Annotated in this window: 14 protein-coding genes; 4 read left to right on the forward strand and 10 right to left on the reverse strand. The window is 61.3% G+C overall.

The window, feature by feature from the left end; all coding sequences use genetic code 11:
• Positions 1-161 precede the first annotated feature (161 nt).
• Positions 162-1,070, reverse strand: a complete 909-nt coding sequence (locus tag ICY20_RS18470; RefSeq protein WP_194938357.1) for an alpha/beta fold hydrolase — start codon at positions 1,068-1,070, stop codon at positions 162-164.
• A 179-nt stretch (positions 1,071-1,249) separates the two neighbouring features.
• On the opposite strand from ICY20_RS18470, the gene ICY20_RS18475 reads away from it, so the two are divergent.
• Entirely contained in the window at positions 1,250-1,654 is a 405-nt protein-coding gene (locus ICY20_RS18475; protein ID WP_159957112.1) for a hypothetical protein, read from the forward strand.
• On the opposite strand, the gene ICY20_RS18480 is transcribed toward ICY20_RS18475, so the two are convergent.
• Positions 1,655-2,566, reverse strand: coding sequence for a LysR family transcriptional regulator (locus ICY20_RS18480; RefSeq protein WP_194938264.1), 912 nt, complete (start codon positions 2,564-2,566; stop codon positions 1,655-1,657). It abuts the gene before it with no gap.
• Positions 2,567-2,651: 85 nt separating this feature from the next.
• Here ICY20_RS18480 and ICY20_RS18485 point away from each other — a divergent pair, with 85 nt between their 5' ends.
• On the forward strand, positions 2,652-3,188 hold the full coding sequence (locus tag ICY20_RS18485) for an SRPBCC domain-containing protein (protein WP_194938265.1): 537 nt from the start codon (positions 2,652-2,654) through the stop codon (positions 3,186-3,188).
• Here the strand turns inward: ICY20_RS18485 and ICY20_RS18490 are convergent.
• Positions 3,133-4,029: a LysR substrate-binding domain-containing protein gene (locus tag ICY20_RS18490; RefSeq protein ID WP_200846291.1), complete on the reverse strand. Its 897-nt coding sequence runs from the start codon at positions 4,027-4,029 to the stop codon at positions 3,133-3,135. The two genes, ICY20_RS18485 and ICY20_RS18490, sit on opposite strands and share 56 nt — an antisense overlap.
• A 102-nt stretch (positions 4,030-4,131) precedes the next feature.
• Here ICY20_RS18490 and ICY20_RS18495 point away from each other — a divergent pair, with 102 nt between their 5' ends.
• On the forward strand, positions 4,132-4,320 hold the full coding sequence (locus ICY20_RS18495; RefSeq protein WP_159957106.1) for a tautomerase family protein: 189 nt from the start codon (positions 4,132-4,134) through the stop codon (positions 4,318-4,320).
• A gap of 16 nt (positions 4,321-4,336) precedes the next feature.
• Positions 4,337-5,119 (forward strand): NAD(P)H-dependent oxidoreductase, encoded by a 783-nt coding sequence (locus ICY20_RS18500; protein WP_159957104.1) that lies wholly within the window; start codon positions 4,337-4,339, stop codon positions 5,117-5,119.
• 38 nt (positions 5,120-5,157) lie between these two features.
• Here ICY20_RS18500 and ICY20_RS18505 read toward each other — a convergent pair whose 3' ends face one another.
• From ICY20_RS18505 to ICY20_RS18535, 7 genes are all read right to left on the reverse strand, one after another.
• Complete coding sequence (locus tag ICY20_RS18505) at positions 5,158-5,445, reverse strand: DUF3325 domain-containing protein (protein WP_159957102.1); 288 nt, start codon at positions 5,443-5,445, stop codon at positions 5,158-5,160.
• The gene (locus tag ICY20_RS18510) at positions 5,442-6,983 is read right to left on the reverse strand and encodes a PepSY-associated TM helix domain-containing protein (RefSeq protein ID WP_194938266.1); all 1,542 of its coding nucleotides are present in this window, start codon (positions 6,981-6,983) and stop codon (positions 5,442-5,444) included. The genes ICY20_RS18505 and ICY20_RS18510 overlap by 4 nt, the downstream gene beginning before the upstream one ends.
• Entirely contained in the window at positions 6,980-7,267 is a 288-nt protein-coding gene (locus ICY20_RS18515) for a DUF3649 domain-containing protein (RefSeq protein ID WP_159957098.1), read from the reverse strand. Before ICY20_RS18515 ends, ICY20_RS18510 begins: the two co-directional genes overlap by 4 nt.
• Before the next feature lie 113 nt (positions 7,268-7,380).
• Positions 7,381-9,615: a TonB-dependent siderophore receptor gene (locus tag ICY20_RS18520; RefSeq protein ID WP_194938267.1), complete on the reverse strand. Its 2,235-nt coding sequence runs from the start codon at positions 9,613-9,615 to the stop codon at positions 7,381-7,383.
• Positions 9,616-9,746: 131 nt separating this feature from the next.
• Positions 9,747-11,084 carry a sensor histidine kinase gene (locus tag ICY20_RS18525; RefSeq protein WP_159957094.1) on the reverse strand — a complete coding sequence of 446 codons (1,338 nt, stop codon included), beginning with the start codon at positions 11,082-11,084 and terminating at the stop codon, positions 9,747-9,749.
• A complete protein-coding gene (locus tag ICY20_RS18530) occupies positions 11,081-11,797 on the reverse strand; it encodes a response regulator transcription factor (RefSeq protein WP_194938268.1) in 717 nt (238 codons plus the stop codon). Before ICY20_RS18530 ends, ICY20_RS18525 begins: the two co-directional genes overlap by 4 nt.
• A gap of 153 nt (positions 11,798-11,950) precedes the next feature.
• The gene (locus ICY20_RS18535; protein ID WP_194938269.1) at positions 11,951-13,297 is read right to left on the reverse strand and encodes a carbohydrate porin; all 1,347 of its coding nucleotides are present in this window, start codon (positions 13,295-13,297) and stop codon (positions 11,951-11,953) included.
• Positions 13,298-13,344 lie beyond the last annotated feature (47 nt).

Raw genomic sequence — 13,344 nt, forward strand, 5'->3', positions numbered from 1 at the left:
GTGGTCGGGGGTTTAGGTCCTCCACCAGGCATGGGGTCGGTCTGTGAAATGAAGATATCTCTATAAAAAACTGCGGGGAAATTCTTTTTTGGAATAAGCTAATTATCAGACAATGTTATTTTGTGGTTTCATAAGATCATCTATTTTTATTATGTCGCGAGCTACCCGCCAATGAAGTCACGAACCCCCTTGATGGTCTGTGCGGGGGCTTCTTCCATCAACCAATGGCCTGCGCCGGGAATCACCAACTCTGTGACATTGTTGGCGGCATTACGCATCACGATGGCTTCATTGTTGCCGAAGGACTTTTCACCGCCAATCGCCAGCACCGGCATGGTCAGCTTGGTGGTCATCGTCGCGGCATTGTCCACCGCGTCCTGGCGGATGCTGCGAAACTGCGCAAACGCGGCGCGCATGGTGCCGGGGCGCGCGTACAGCTTGGCGTAATGCTGACGGGTTTCTTCATCGATTTTGGTGCGGTCGCCCGCGAACTCATTCCAGAAACGGTCGAGATAAATACGTTCACGGCCGGCCACCAGGCGCTCGGCGTCGGGCCCACCGAAATCGAAGTGCCACAGCATGGGCGAGCGCACGATGTCGTTCCACGGCGCAATGCCGGGCACTGGCGCGTCCATCACCACCAGTCGGTCGGTCAACTGCGGGTAGCGCGCCGCGTAGGCAAACGCCACCATGGTGCCGATGTCATGGCCGACCACCACGGCATGCTCGATGCCCAGTTTGGCGAGTACGCCACGTACATCGGCAGCTTGGGTTTTCTTGTCGTAGCCACTCTCGGGAATCGACGACAAACCCAGGCCGCGCAGGTCGGGCACTACCACGGTGTGGTCCCGAGCGAGGTCAGCGGCCAACGGCGCCCACATATCGCCGGTGTCACCAAAGCCATGCAGCAACACCACGGCTGGCCCTTTGCCGCCAACGCGCACGTGGATCTTGGCGCCTTCGACGGCAATGTCCTGGGTATGAAATGACGCGGGGAAGGCGGGCACGCCGGCGTGGGCCGCAGCGGCCACGGCGAGGAGCATGGATGCGATCAGCAGGGCTCGGGTCATCATGGCGTCTCCAGGAGGGTGTGAGGAGCGTAGACCCATTTGGTAGGCACCGTACAAAGCACTAATCCCAATTGCCTGCGCCGGGTCTCTTTAGTCCTGTAGGGCGCCGTTGCGTTGGACGGCGCAGCAGGCACCTGCAATGGTTGTCGGGACGCCCCAAAACAATAAGGACTTTGCCCATGCTTGGTTACTACGCCCACTACAGTCAGCACTACATCAGCATCCTGATGATCACCACCACGCTGTTTTTCGCCATCCCGCTATTTATCGCGCCGATTGCCTGGGCCCGGCTCATGGGCTGGACGATCCCCGAGCACCAGCACCTGGCGATCTACTTCGGGCGTTGCTTGGGGGCGTTCATCCTGGTGATAGAGGTTGCGATGCTACGCTCGGCCACCACCGGCACGAGCTTCAGTTACGCCTTCGACTTGCTGTTTGTGGTGTTCAGCTTGATGTTCGTCGTGCATGTGTACGGTGCGTTGAAACGCATCCAGCCGATTTCCGAAACCCTTGAGATCGGATTTTGGTTGTTGCTGTTGGTACTTAACACGGTGTTCTATCCGGGGGCGTCTATAACCCTCTGATTAGGTGTCAAGCGCCTTGCAGGTGTCGATTAACGTTCTACGTACCCACTGATGCGCTGGATCGTGATGCGTACGCTCATGCCAGGCCACAGTCTTGCTAAACCCTGGTATTTCAACCGGGGGCTCAAGCATTGCCAGGCCTTCAGCGTGCAATGCCAGGCGCCGAGGCACAACGGCGATCAAGTCACTGGTACGCAAGATATCGGGCAGCACCAGGAAGCTGGTCACCGACACTGTTACACGCCGCGATTTACCGATGCGGGCCAGTGCCTGATCGGTCACCCCGTGGAACGCGCCACCGGAGGGCGAGACCAGTGCATGGTCGAGTGCGCAGAAGCGCTCCAGCGTCAGGGTTTTGCCCGCTGCATCCGGGTGTTGCGCACGCATCACGCACACATAGCGCTCCTCAAACAACGCCGCCGCGTGCAGGCCCGGCACGGTGCTGTCCGGGGTGACGAGGGCCAGGTCGATATCACCGCGTTCCAGTTGGCCGGGCAGTTGCTGTGCATCCACTGATTGCACGGCCACGCGGATATTCGGCGCCTGGACGCGCAGGGCGCTGAGGAACGGCACGACCACCGCGCGCAACGCGTAGTCGGTCGAGGCGATCGAAACGGTCATGTCCGCCGTGGCCGGGTCGAAGGCTTGGGGCCGCAGCAGGTGCTCAATATCGCCAAGCAGTTGTTTGACCGGCGCTGCCAATTGCTCGGCGCGCAAGGTCGGCACCATGCCGCGCTGGGCACGGACGAACAGCGGGTCATCAAAACTTTCCCGCAGGCGGGTAAGCATGCCGCTCACGGCGGGTTGGGTCAGCGACAGGCGCTCGGCGGCGCGGGTGACGCTGCGTTCGTCGAGCAGGGCATCGAGGGTTTTGAGCAAGTTGAAGTCGAGGTGTCTGATATCAGAATTCATGATGCTCTGGATAAAATATGGCGATTGGCGTTATTTCACGCTAGCACCGACCATGGCGCTCGTCCATTACCTCAGAGTGCTGATCATGCGTGAGATTGTCTGGCCAGAAGGCTACCTGCCTGGCTTCACCGAAAACTTCGTGTCCAATGAAATTATCGTCGCCGGCCTCACTGCCGCCGATGTCTGGCCGTTGCTAAGCCATGCAGCACGGTGGCCGACGTACTACGCCAACTCGGCAAACGTGCGTTTGCATGACGGGCCAGGCCCTGAGTTGCAGGACGGCACACGCTTCTACTTTGAAACCTTCGGCTTCCCGGTGGAGGCCCAGTGCAATGAATGTGTCCCGCCCGTTGCTGGGCAGCCGGGGCGAATCGCCTGGCACGGTTGGGCGGGTGAGGGTGATACGCGTCTGGATGTACACCATGCGTGGCTGATCGAGGATCTATCCCAAGGTCGTGTGCGCATCCTCACCCAGGAAACCCAGAAGGGTAAGCCGGCTGCGGAACTGGCGATGACGCGGCCAAACCCGATGATCAATGGGCATCAGGATTGGTTGGATGGGTTGGTCAGGGCTGCGCGTGAGGCGAGCACTCAAGCGCCGACGCCAACAACCACTGCCTGAGTCGCTCGACCGGGTCGCGTAACGGCGATTGGTCGTTGTGCACCAGGTAATAGCCTTTACCGACCGTCAGAGCCGCTTCGAACACTTGCACCAATTGACCTTGTTCGATCGCGTCTTCGACCAGCCACGGGCTGGTCAGCACCAAGCCTTGTCCCCGCCGGGCCGCATCGATGGCCAGTTCCGGCTGATCGAAGCGAATGCCGTTGCTCACTTCGGTATTGCCCAGGCCGACCTGGGCCAGCCAGTTGGGCCAATGCGCGTGCGATGTGGTGTAGAGCAGCGTCACGCGTTTAAGGTCGGCCAACGTGTGTAGCTGCAAGCGTTCGCGATAGCTCGGGCTGCAATACACCCGCACTTCATCGTGTAGCAACAACTCGGCGACCAGCCCCTGAACCCGCCCATCGCAATGGCGCACCGCAAGGTCAAAGCCATCGTGCGTGACGTCGACCAGCTCGGTGCTGGCGCTCAGGTGCAACTTGAGTTGCGTGTCTTGGTCGATGAGGGTCGGCATGCGTCTGGCGAACCACGAATTGGCGAAGGCGGGCGGCAGGCTCAGGCGCACGCTTTGGTCCTGACGGTTGCGCAGGGCAAGGCTGGCGTTCTCCAGCTGTATCAGCGCGGGTTGCACGTGGTCCCAGTAGGTGAGTGCGGCCTGAGTTGGGTGCAACTTGCGCACACTGCGCGTGAACAACGCCACACCCAGCCACGCCTCCAGCTTGCGCACCTGTTGCCCGACGGCTCCTGGCGTGACGCACATCTGCTCGGCGGCCAGCAGCGCACTGCCGGTGCGCATGACCGCGTCAAAACAGGCGATGGCTTTGAGGGGGATATCAGGTTTCATGGCGCAGATTTTCTCTTCCATACAACGAAAAACGATGGTTTGTCACGGGGTGGGGCATGCCCGGAAAATCAATGGCTATTAACCCTGATGAGAGGACTGAACATGCCTGTTGTACGCGTAACCTGGTTCGACGACAAACCTCAAGCTGCCAAAGTGCAGGTGGCTGCCGAGATTACCCAAACACTGATCAAGCATACCGGGGTAGACCCCAAGTGGGTCCACGTTGTGTTTGAGGATGTCCCAGCATGTAACTGGGCGGTGGCCGGGGAGCTGTTCGAGCCGGGGCTCTGACCTTGAGGAGCGAGCGATGAATGTTCTGATTGTTTACGCACACCCCGAGCCTCGATCCTTCAATGGCGCGCTCAAAGACCGTGCGGTCGAGGTGTTGACTGCACAGGGGCATCAGGTTCGAGTCAGTGATTTGTATGCGCTCGACTGGAAGCCGAGCCTGGACGCTGATGACATCACTACCCCACGTGTAGACGCCGGCTTTCTAAACCTGGCGGCCGAGCAAGAAAACATGTTCGCCCATGGTCGCGCCACGTTTGATGTGGAGCAGGAGCAGGCAAAAGTTTTGTGGTGCGATGTGCTGATCTTTCAGTTCCCGATCTGGTGGTTTTCGATGCCCGCCATTCTTAAAGGCTGGGTCGATCGCACCATGACCCGTGGCTTTGCCTACGCCTCTGGCGAGAAATACGACAAGGGCAAATTCAAGGGGCGCAGGGCTATGGTCTGCGTCACGACCGGGACTGCCGAGAGCCTGTATCAGCCGGATGGGATTGACGGGAGCATCCACCACATTCTATGGCCGATTCATAACGGGATCTTCCGCTACTTGGGGTTTGACGTATTGCCGCCGTATGTGGCCTGGATGCCGGGCAATGTGCCCGAGGGCGAGCGTAAAACGTATCTTGAGGATTACGCCGCAGTGTTGAAGGAAATCGATAAGGTGACACCGTTGTTCTTTCATCCCCGTGAAGACTACGGCGACGATCAGCGCTTGAAACCTGGGGTTGTGGCGCGCTCAGGTTTCCAGTGGAACCCACGGGCAGGTCAGACCCATCACCAGGCCGCTGACACCTTCACTTGAGCCCCGGGCGCTGGTGGTGAAGGCGTCTTGCAACAGGTTTATCTGGCCCTGACGCGAGGTGCATACGGCAACAGAAAGACCAGCGCCACCCCCGCCAACGACAGCATCCCCAACCAGCCCACCGGCCCCATGGCCCAGCCCCAGGCCATCACGTTACAGCCCAGGCTGGCGATCAGTGCCAGCCAGCCTGTGCCACGCAATACTCTCAGCACGGCTGTGCCGGGCGCTGGCCGGCCGAGGGGTTTGTAGTTGCGTGCAAGGCCCAGGCATAGACCCGTCATGCCGAGGCAGGCCAGTAGAAGCCCGGTAATCAAGGCTGGGTTCATGTCAGTGCGCCTCTTTGATTGTCGGATTTAATGGTGCGCGGCCGGGTCGGTTGCCCGAGTTTCCAGCAAACCGCTGCGAGCATGACGCCAAGCGCCACGCTGGTGATTTCCAGTGCAAGGGCATGCCCTCGGTTTGCGCCTAGCAGGTTCAACAGCGGCAAGCCCATGCACAGCACCGCTGCCAACCCCAGCTGTTCGCGCCAGGCGGCTTGCCACGGGCGTGCGATGGCATGGCCCAGGCTCAACAACCAGACCAGGAAAAACACCCGCACTTCCCACAGGCCGCGTGCGCTCAACTCCACGGGCAGCAGGCGGTTGGCCCAGAGCAGGGCGACGCATGCCACGCCAAGCCCGGCAACCACCGCGATGTTGAGGCGCTCTGCGGCGTGATACAGCCACGTACCAAGGATGCCTTCGCTGTCATGGCGTCTTCGGCGCTTGACGGTAAACAGCACCAGGCCCGTGGCAATCATCGCGCAACTGACCCAGCCACAGATGAAATACAGCCAGCGCATCGGGTAACCGCCAAATTGTGCGAAATGCAGACCGGCCATGACCTTTTGCGTCAGCAGGCTGGCACGGCTGTCTGTCGGTGCTCGCAGCACGTTGCCGTTCACGCCATCAAAGACCATGCTCATGCCCTTGGTCAGCTCGATGCGATTGCCCAGCACGGGCCGTGCCTCGATGCGTGCATCACTGCGCCCAGGATTCTGGATCGACAACCCGGCGACCGGGCCCATGACGCGCTCGGCCTCGGCCAGCACGGGCGCCAATGCGGTCAGGGGCGCGGCGCTGGCGGCTGCCGGCGGGCGCTGACCCTGGCGAGCGCCGTGTTGTTCCGCTGGCGCGCCGCGCATCGCACGGTTGACGGCGTCACGGTCGCCACCGAACAGGGCGTCTACGGCCGCCGGCATATAGATCAGGTAGAAAATCACCAGCCCGGTGTAGGTGATCATCAAGTGAAACGGCAACACCAACACGGCGCTGGCGTTATGCGCATCCAGCCACGAGCGCTGGCCCTTGGCGGGGCGGAAGGTGAAAAACTCCTTGAAGATTTTCTTGTGGATCACGATGCCGCTGACCAGTGCTACCAGCATTGCCATGGCTGCCAGGCCGGTGAGCCAGATGCCGATATTACGCGGCAGGTTAAGGGTGAAGTGGAAGCGGAAAAAGAACCCGCCGCCGGCGGTTTCGCGCACGTCCAGCAATTCGCCGGTGGTGGGGTCGAGGGTCTGGCCGCCGCCGCGCCGTTGCTCACCGCTGGACACGGTCAACTCAGGTGAGCGCGCGGTGGGCAGGCCGATATTCCAGGCACTGGCGTCCGGTGCCTGCGCCTGAAGATACGTCAGCGCGACCTGCGCGGCGTCGCCCTGGCTGAGGCTGTGGGCGGGAATCTCCGGCTGCATCCAGCCATCGATTTCTTTATCGAACACCGCCAGGGTGCCGGTCAGGAAAATCGCAAACAGCAGCCAACCCAGCAGCAGGCCGCTCCAGGTATGCAACCAGGACAAGGATTGAGTAAAGGTCTTGTTTTTCATCGCAAAAACTCCAGACCATCCGACCAGAAGCCTATGGCCGCCAACGGCAGCGCCAGGCTCAAGCCGGCCCAGGCGCGGGTGGCACTGCGGCAGGCGAATGCCCACAGGATGGCCAGCGTGTACACCGCAAACGACAGCAGGCTGGCGATGATCATGGCGTCGATCTTGCCCAGCGGCAGCAGGCGCGCCAAGGCGGCCGTAAAGGCATAGGTGAACAGGTAGCCGCCCAGCAGGGCAGCGGCGATTCGGGACAGTATCGGCCCGTAAGGGGAGGGCGTTTTCATCCGGCTTGCTCATCAATTGCCCCGTGATAGGCCGGGGACATTTTATCGGTATGGGTACACACAAACGCCCAGCCGGCGAGCCGGCTGGGCGATGGGTGGGGCGTTAATGGGCGTTAGAACGAGGTAGTGACAGACGCATACACCGCACGCCCCGGTTCGTTGTACGTACTGGCCCCGGCACTGGTGCCCGCACCTTCGCGGTACACGCGCTTGTCGAAAATATTGCTGACGCCGGCGCCGAACGACAGGTGCTTGTTCAGCTCATACGTGCCGCCCACACCCCAGATGTGGTACGGGTCGAGCGTCTTCATCTCGTTGGCGGCGGTGACCTCGACAGCCCGTGTCGGGTTGTAGTCACGCGGTTCCTGCTTGCCGTAGTAGGTGCCTGTCAGGCTCAGGGCCAGGGCCTCGTTGACTTGCCAATCGAGCATGGTGTTGACGGTGTATTTGGGCACTACCGACAACGGGTTGCCATCGCTGTCGGTGTTGTCCTGCATATAGGTGAAGTTGGTGTTCCAGCTCAGCGTTTCACCCTGTTCGCCCAGCAACGGCACGCCGATACTGCCTTCCCAGCCCTTGACCACGGCGTCGGTGGCGTTGTCCCACTGCAGGATCGGCTCATTGGCGGCGGTACGGCCGACTTCACTGTTGGCGGAGACGATCTTGCTGTCGTAGTCATTGCGGAAATACGTCAGGCTCGCCGTCCACCCCTCACGCGCAAAGCTCAGCCCCAGCTCTTTGTTGATGCTGATTTCCGGGTCCAGGTTGGCGTTGCCCAGTACATAGCAGCCGCTGGCGTTCAGGCTCGGCGCGCAGCCGTTGCCGTTGCTGCGGTACAGGTAATTGGGGTTGGACTGGTACAGGTTTGGCGCCTTGAACGCACGGGCAATACCGCCTTTGAGCGTGAGGTCGTCGGTCAGCTTGTAGGAGCTGTTGAGGCTCGGGCTCCAGTTGGCGCCGAACTGGTCGTGATGGTCCAGGCGCAGGCCTGGCGTCACGAACCATTTGGGCGTCAGCTCGATATTGTCTTCGAGAAACACCGCCATGATGGTTGCGTCCATACTGGTGGAGCGCGCACCCGCAGCGGAGTTGGGCAGGGTGGTGCCGATGGCGCGGTCGAAGGTGCTGGGGTCGTCCAGCTCTTGGCGGTTCCATTCCGAGCCGAGCGTGAGCGTCTGCGGCAGCAACACGTCCAACGGGATGTTCAACTCGCCTTGAAGCAGGTAGCTGTTGTAGGTGCTGGTGCTTTTGTCGGCATTCGCGCTGATGTCGCCGTCGACCGAACCGGTCTGGCCTTCCAGCAGGCGGTTGTTGCGGGTTTTTTCGTATTGCGCCAAGACTTTTGAGGTGCCGAATGCCCAGTCGCCGCGATGGGTGACCGAGAAATTCTGCCGATACATCGTGTTGGTTTCGCGACCCAACCATTTATTGATGGTGCTGCCAGGGGTCAACGAGTCGGTGCCGCCGGTGCCCACATCACCGGTGTAGATATTGCCCTGACGACTGAAACCGGCCTCGAAATCGAGGATCTGCTGCTCATTGAGCTCCCAGCTCAACAGACCATTGAGGTCTTTGTTGCGAACGCCTTCACGGCCGGCGGCCAGGGACGCGCCGGACGCCGTGTCGGTGTTGGCCTGGTTGATATCGGCATCATCGGCATCGGTCTTGTTCAGGTTGCCATAGACACGGAAAGTCAGCGCCTCGGTCAACGGCCCGGCGAGGCTGAAGGTGGTGCGTTTGGTCACGCCTTCGGCATCGTCTTCGGGCATATTGGTGAATGCAGAAATCGAGCCGGTGAGCTCTTGGGTCGGGCGCTTGGTGATGATGTTAACCACGCCGCCCATGGAGCCCGAACCGTAGCGCGCAGCGGCCGGGCCGCGCAGCACTTCGATGCTTTCGACTTCGTTGGCGGGCACCCAGTTGCTGTCGCCACGGGTATCGCGTTCGCCCGAGCGGGTGTAGCGCACCGAGTTGCGCGAGGTCACCGGTTTGCCGTCGATCAGGATCAGCGTGTTTTCCGGGCCCATGCCGCGCAGGTCGATCTGGCGGTTATTGCCCCGGGTGCCGCTGGCGCTGTTGCCGGTCAGGTTGACCCCTGGCATTTTGCGGATGATTTCCGACAGGTCGTTGACGGGCGGGCGTTTGTTGATGTCTTCGGCGGTGATGATCGAGACCCCGGAGGCCTGCTTCAGCTCTTCTTCGGCGGTGGCCACTACATGGGTATCACCCAACACGAGCGCCGTGTCCGGCGCTTCAGGCGTTGAGGCGGCCGTTTCGGCGAGCAGGGTGCCAGGGGCGCAGGCCATCAGCGCTACGACGAGATGCTTGAGTTTGAACCTGGGGTACATCGATAACACTCCTTAGGTGATCAGACCGATGGAGCGTGAGCGTCAGGTACATGAGGGGGCGCTCACCCTGTGTCTCCAAGGGTGGCGCAAATAGTAGTGATTCCCAACTGAGAGTAAATCTGATTTACATTTTATACACTTGGCAGCCATAGGTTCATGCGCAAGCCGCTGCCGGTGTTGCTGGCCCACAGCTGTGCACCTTGCAGTTGCACGACACTGCGCGCAATTGACAGGCCCAGGCCAAAGCCGCTGCCACCGGGGCGTGCGGCATTGAGGCGACTGAAAGGCTGGAAGATATGTTCGAGCATATCCTCAGGCACACCGGGGCCTTGATCCTCGATCCATACGTGCCACCCGGTTTCATCCTGCACACCCGCCAGTGTCACCGTGCCGCCTGGCGGGGAGTGACGGATGGCGTTGCGCAGGATGTTTTCCAGCGCTTGGGCCAAGCCGTTGAGGTTACCCAACACGCGGCAATCTGCTGGCAGTTCACAGGGGAAACGCTCCATGGGCAGCCCGCTTTCAAAGCTTGCGTCGGCACACACCACGTCCCACAGCTGGTCCAGCTCCACCGGTTCCAGCGTCGGGGCAGGGCGGTCCGTGTCGAGCCATACCAGTTCGAGGGTATCGCCGATCAGCTGGTCCATGCCGCGTACTTCGCGTTCGAGGCGCTGGCGCATGGCGTGCATATCCTGCTCGCGTTCACCGGCCACTCGCAGGCGACTCAGGGGCGTGCGCAGTTCGTGGGAGAGGTCGCGCATCAAGCGGCGTTGCAAGGTGAGGGTGCTCTCCAGCCGTTCGGCCATGTGATCGAACGCCCGGGCCAAGTCACCCAGCTCGTCCCGACGCTTGGCCATGGCCGGCCCTACGCGTGCACCCAGGTCGCCGGCGCTCAGTGCGGCGGCCTGGCGTCGCAGCAGTACCACCGGCGCAATCAGCACGCGGTACAACAGAAAACCCAGCAGCAGTGCCAGGCTGGCGGGCAGCACCCATTGCAGCAAAATGTCCCAGAGCTTCAGGTGTTGGCGCGGGTCAAAGCGCTTGGGCAGTTCCATCACCAGCCGCGCATGGCCATCGCTTAAGGCCACAAAAAAAGTCGGCCGGCTGCCGGGCCTGCCGACGGTCCAGTCCAAGGGGCGGACGAAGTCGAGTTTGCGTCGTTCTTGCTCGCTCAGGGGCGTGGAAGACAGTGAATGCTGGTGTTGATCCACCACCACGGCCCACACCTTTTCGCGCTCGCGCAGCGTGCGTAAAAAGCCGTCCACGCCTTGGGCGCCCTGGGCTTTCAAAGCGCTTTCGGCTTGCTGTGCATAGGTGCCATAGGCGAGTTTTGCGGAGTCAGGCAGCAACGCCGTCGCCTCGCGCACGCGCTTGCTCAGGTCGGCCTGCAGGCTGATCACCAGCAGGCACAACAGCGCAAGCACCCCGGTCAACTTCCACAGCAGCGAGTGCCGGCCAGGCAGCTTCATGACGGTAGCGGCGTGAGCAGATAGCCCATGCCGCGCACGGTTTCAATGCGCCCGGCGGTGTAGCCGATGGCCTGCAATTTGCGCCGAACCCGGCTGACGTGCATGTCCAGGCTTCGATCATGCTGGGAATAGGCTCGGTGCATGATCTGCTGATAGAGAAACGCCTTGCTCAAGGTCTCGCCGGAGTGTTGGACCAGGGTTTCCAGCACCCGATATTCCGTGGCGGTCAAATTGGCCCAGACGTCGTTGCGGCACACATCCGCCCGCTGTTCGTCGAACACCAACTGCGGGTGTTGGGTGATAGGCGCCAGGCGCTCCTGCTCGTAAGCGACGCGGCGCAGGATCGCGTCAATGCGCACGTCCATTTCCAACATGCTGAAGGGTTTGGGCAAGTAGTCGTCAGCGCCCTGACTGAAGCCGGTGATACGGTCCTGCTCGGCGCCCAAGGCCGACATCAGGATCACCGGGATGCGTTGGCGTTGGCGCAACTGTGCCAATACCTGCAGGCCGCTGCTGCCAGGCAGCATGATGTCCATCAGGATCAAATCGAAGCGCTCTTCGCGCAGCAGATCGAGGACGTGCCCGCCGTCCTGACGCACTGTGACCGAAAACCCGCGTTGTACCAGATGGCTATCGAGGTCGGCAGCGAGTATCGGGTCATCCTCGATCGCGAGGATGCGTGTGGCGGTAGAGGGGAGGGAGGCGACTAACATGCAAAGCCTGCAAATGAGAATGATTATAAAGCGCCATCCTAACCAAAAGCCGCGCACATTCCTATTCAGCGGGGTCATGGGCCCTAAAAACCAACAGTCCATCGCCGTCAGAACGCCGGGATGGACTGCCTATGGTCAAGTTACGCTTGGGTGTCAAAACAGCGTCTGGACTTCCATGCCAAACACCAGCGAATTCGGCACTTCCCGCACGCCGTCCGGGTGTTTGATGTACTGCAGGCTTGGCATCGCACTCAGCCAGCGTGTGGCTTGCACACGGTAGTTGAGCTCGGCCACATACATGCTGTGTTGCTCGGGCACGTAGCCTGCGTCGTCATAGCCCAGGCCGCTGGCTTCATTGGCCGTTTGCGCATTGCGCAGCAGGTGCGAACTGCCGTGCACGCGGGCTACGCCGAAACCAAGGGCGTCTTTGGGGCGTGCATCGAAGGGGCCTTTGTAGAGGGCGCTGAGCTTCTGGTAGCTGGCAACGGGCGTGGTCGCACGGTCGTAGAACGACAGGCTGGCCGTCAGGGTCAGGCCGCGCGATGGGTCGCCATCCACCGAGGTGACCTGCTGCTTGCCCACCCACCAGTAACCATGGCGGCTGGAGACGCTGCGGTAGTCGTTGCCGGTCAGGGCGGCCGGTTGGCGGTTGTCATCTTTATAGAGGTCGGTGCCGTTGGCCGTGCTGCGGAAGTAGCCGAGGCGGTACTCGCCCGGCAGGTCGTTCACGCGGGGCGTCCACACCAACTCCACCGGTACCAGCGTGCCAGTGGTACCGGCCGTGTTGAGCTTGAAGCCGTTGCCGTTTTCCAGGTTCGACGGGTTGACGTTGAATGCGCCGATTTGTGCATACACCTCGTCCGTCAGGCGGTAGCGCAGGCGCGCCGCCCATTGGCTGATCGGGCCGTTGTAGATGCTGTCGACGTAGTTGCCCGGTTGCGAGCCGCAAAAGGCCAGGTTCTGGAACACGCAATCTTCCGACGCGAACTCGTCGCTCACGGCAAAACGACCGGCCTTGAGGTTGATGCGGTCATTGAACCAACCCTTGCTCAGCCACAGTTCGCCCAACCGCGTGACGCTACCGCGGCCGTTGATTTCCTGAGTCGAGCCCATACCACGCGCGCGCGGGTCGTCGATTTTCTCGCCCAATTCACGGCCGTTACGGTTGGAGATTGCCACGCTGAACAGCGTGTCTTCCCAGCCCATGAATTTTTGCAGATCAATATCAGCGCCCAGGTTGAACTGGTCGGAATAGCGTGTGGGGTGCTCGTGACGGCTATAGCCGCCGCGCAGGCTGGTGGCGGTTTCGCCAAGGTAGCCCATCTTGATGTCGACACCCTGCTTGAGCAGGTCGGTGCGTAGGCCGCCCCAGTCGCCGGTCATCCACGGCGAATCGGCGGCGAAGGCTTCAGCGCTGGCCGAGCCGCTGGCGGCGCAGAGGCAGAGCAGCAGGGCAGTGGCAGAGCCTTGAGGCAGTGTGCGTAGACGCTTGAGTTCCATGATGTGTTGTCTTCCAGAGCCAAGGGTGGTGCCGGGCAGCGCGCAGG

It is taken from the genome of Pseudomonas pisciculturae (assembly GCF_015461805.1).
Classification (GTDB): domain Bacteria; phylum Pseudomonadota; class Gammaproteobacteria; order Pseudomonadales; family Pseudomonadaceae; genus Aquipseudomonas; species Aquipseudomonas pisciculturae.

Coding starts and splice junctions, on each gene's coding strand:
- ICY20_RS18520 (WP_194938267.1), bottom strand. CDS start 9,615: ATGTACCCCAGGTTCAAACTCAAGCATCTCGTCGTAGCGCTGATGGCC.
- ICY20_RS18505 (WP_159957102.1), bottom strand. CDS start 5,445: ATGAACCCAGCCTTGATTACCGGGCTTCTACTGGCCTGCCTCGGCATG.
- ICY20_RS18510 (WP_194938266.1), bottom strand. CDS start 6,983: ATGAAAAACAAGACCTTTACTCAATCCTTGTCCTGGTTGCATACCTGG.
- ICY20_RS18495 (WP_159957106.1), top strand. CDS start 4,132: ATGCCTGTTGTACGCGTAACCTGGTTCGACGACAAACCTCAAGCTGCC.
- ICY20_RS18475 (WP_159957112.1), top strand. CDS start 1,250: ATGCTTGGTTACTACGCCCACTACAGTCAGCACTACATCAGCATCCTG.
- ICY20_RS18500 (WP_159957104.1), top strand. CDS start 4,337: ATGAATGTTCTGATTGTTTACGCACACCCCGAGCCTCGATCCTTCAAT.
- ICY20_RS18490 (WP_200846291.1), bottom strand. CDS start 4,029: ATGAAACCTGATATCCCCCTCAAAGCCATCGCCTGTTTTGACGCGGTC.
- ICY20_RS18515 (WP_159957098.1), bottom strand. CDS start 7,267: ATGAAAACGCCCTCCCCTTACGGGCCGATACTGTCCCGAATCGCCGCT.
- ICY20_RS18485 (WP_194938265.1), top strand. CDS start 2,652: ATGCGTGAGATTGTCTGGCCAGAAGGCTACCTGCCTGGCTTCACCGAA.
- ICY20_RS18530 (WP_194938268.1), bottom strand. CDS start 11,797: ATGTTAGTCGCCTCCCTCCCCTCTACCGCCACACGCATCCTCGCGATC.
- ICY20_RS18525 (WP_159957094.1), bottom strand. CDS start 11,084: ATGAAGCTGCCTGGCCGGCACTCGCTGCTGTGGAAGTTGACCGGGGTG.
- ICY20_RS18480 (WP_194938264.1), bottom strand. CDS start 2,566: ATGAATTCTGATATCAGACACCTCGACTTCAACTTGCTCAAAACCCTC.
- ICY20_RS18470 (WP_194938357.1), bottom strand. CDS start 1,070: ATGACCCGAGCCCTGCTGATCGCATCCATGCTCCTCGCCGTGGCCGCT.
- ICY20_RS18535 (WP_194938269.1), bottom strand. CDS start 13,297: ATGGAACTCAAGCGTCTACGCACACTGCCTCAAGGCTCTGCCACTGCC.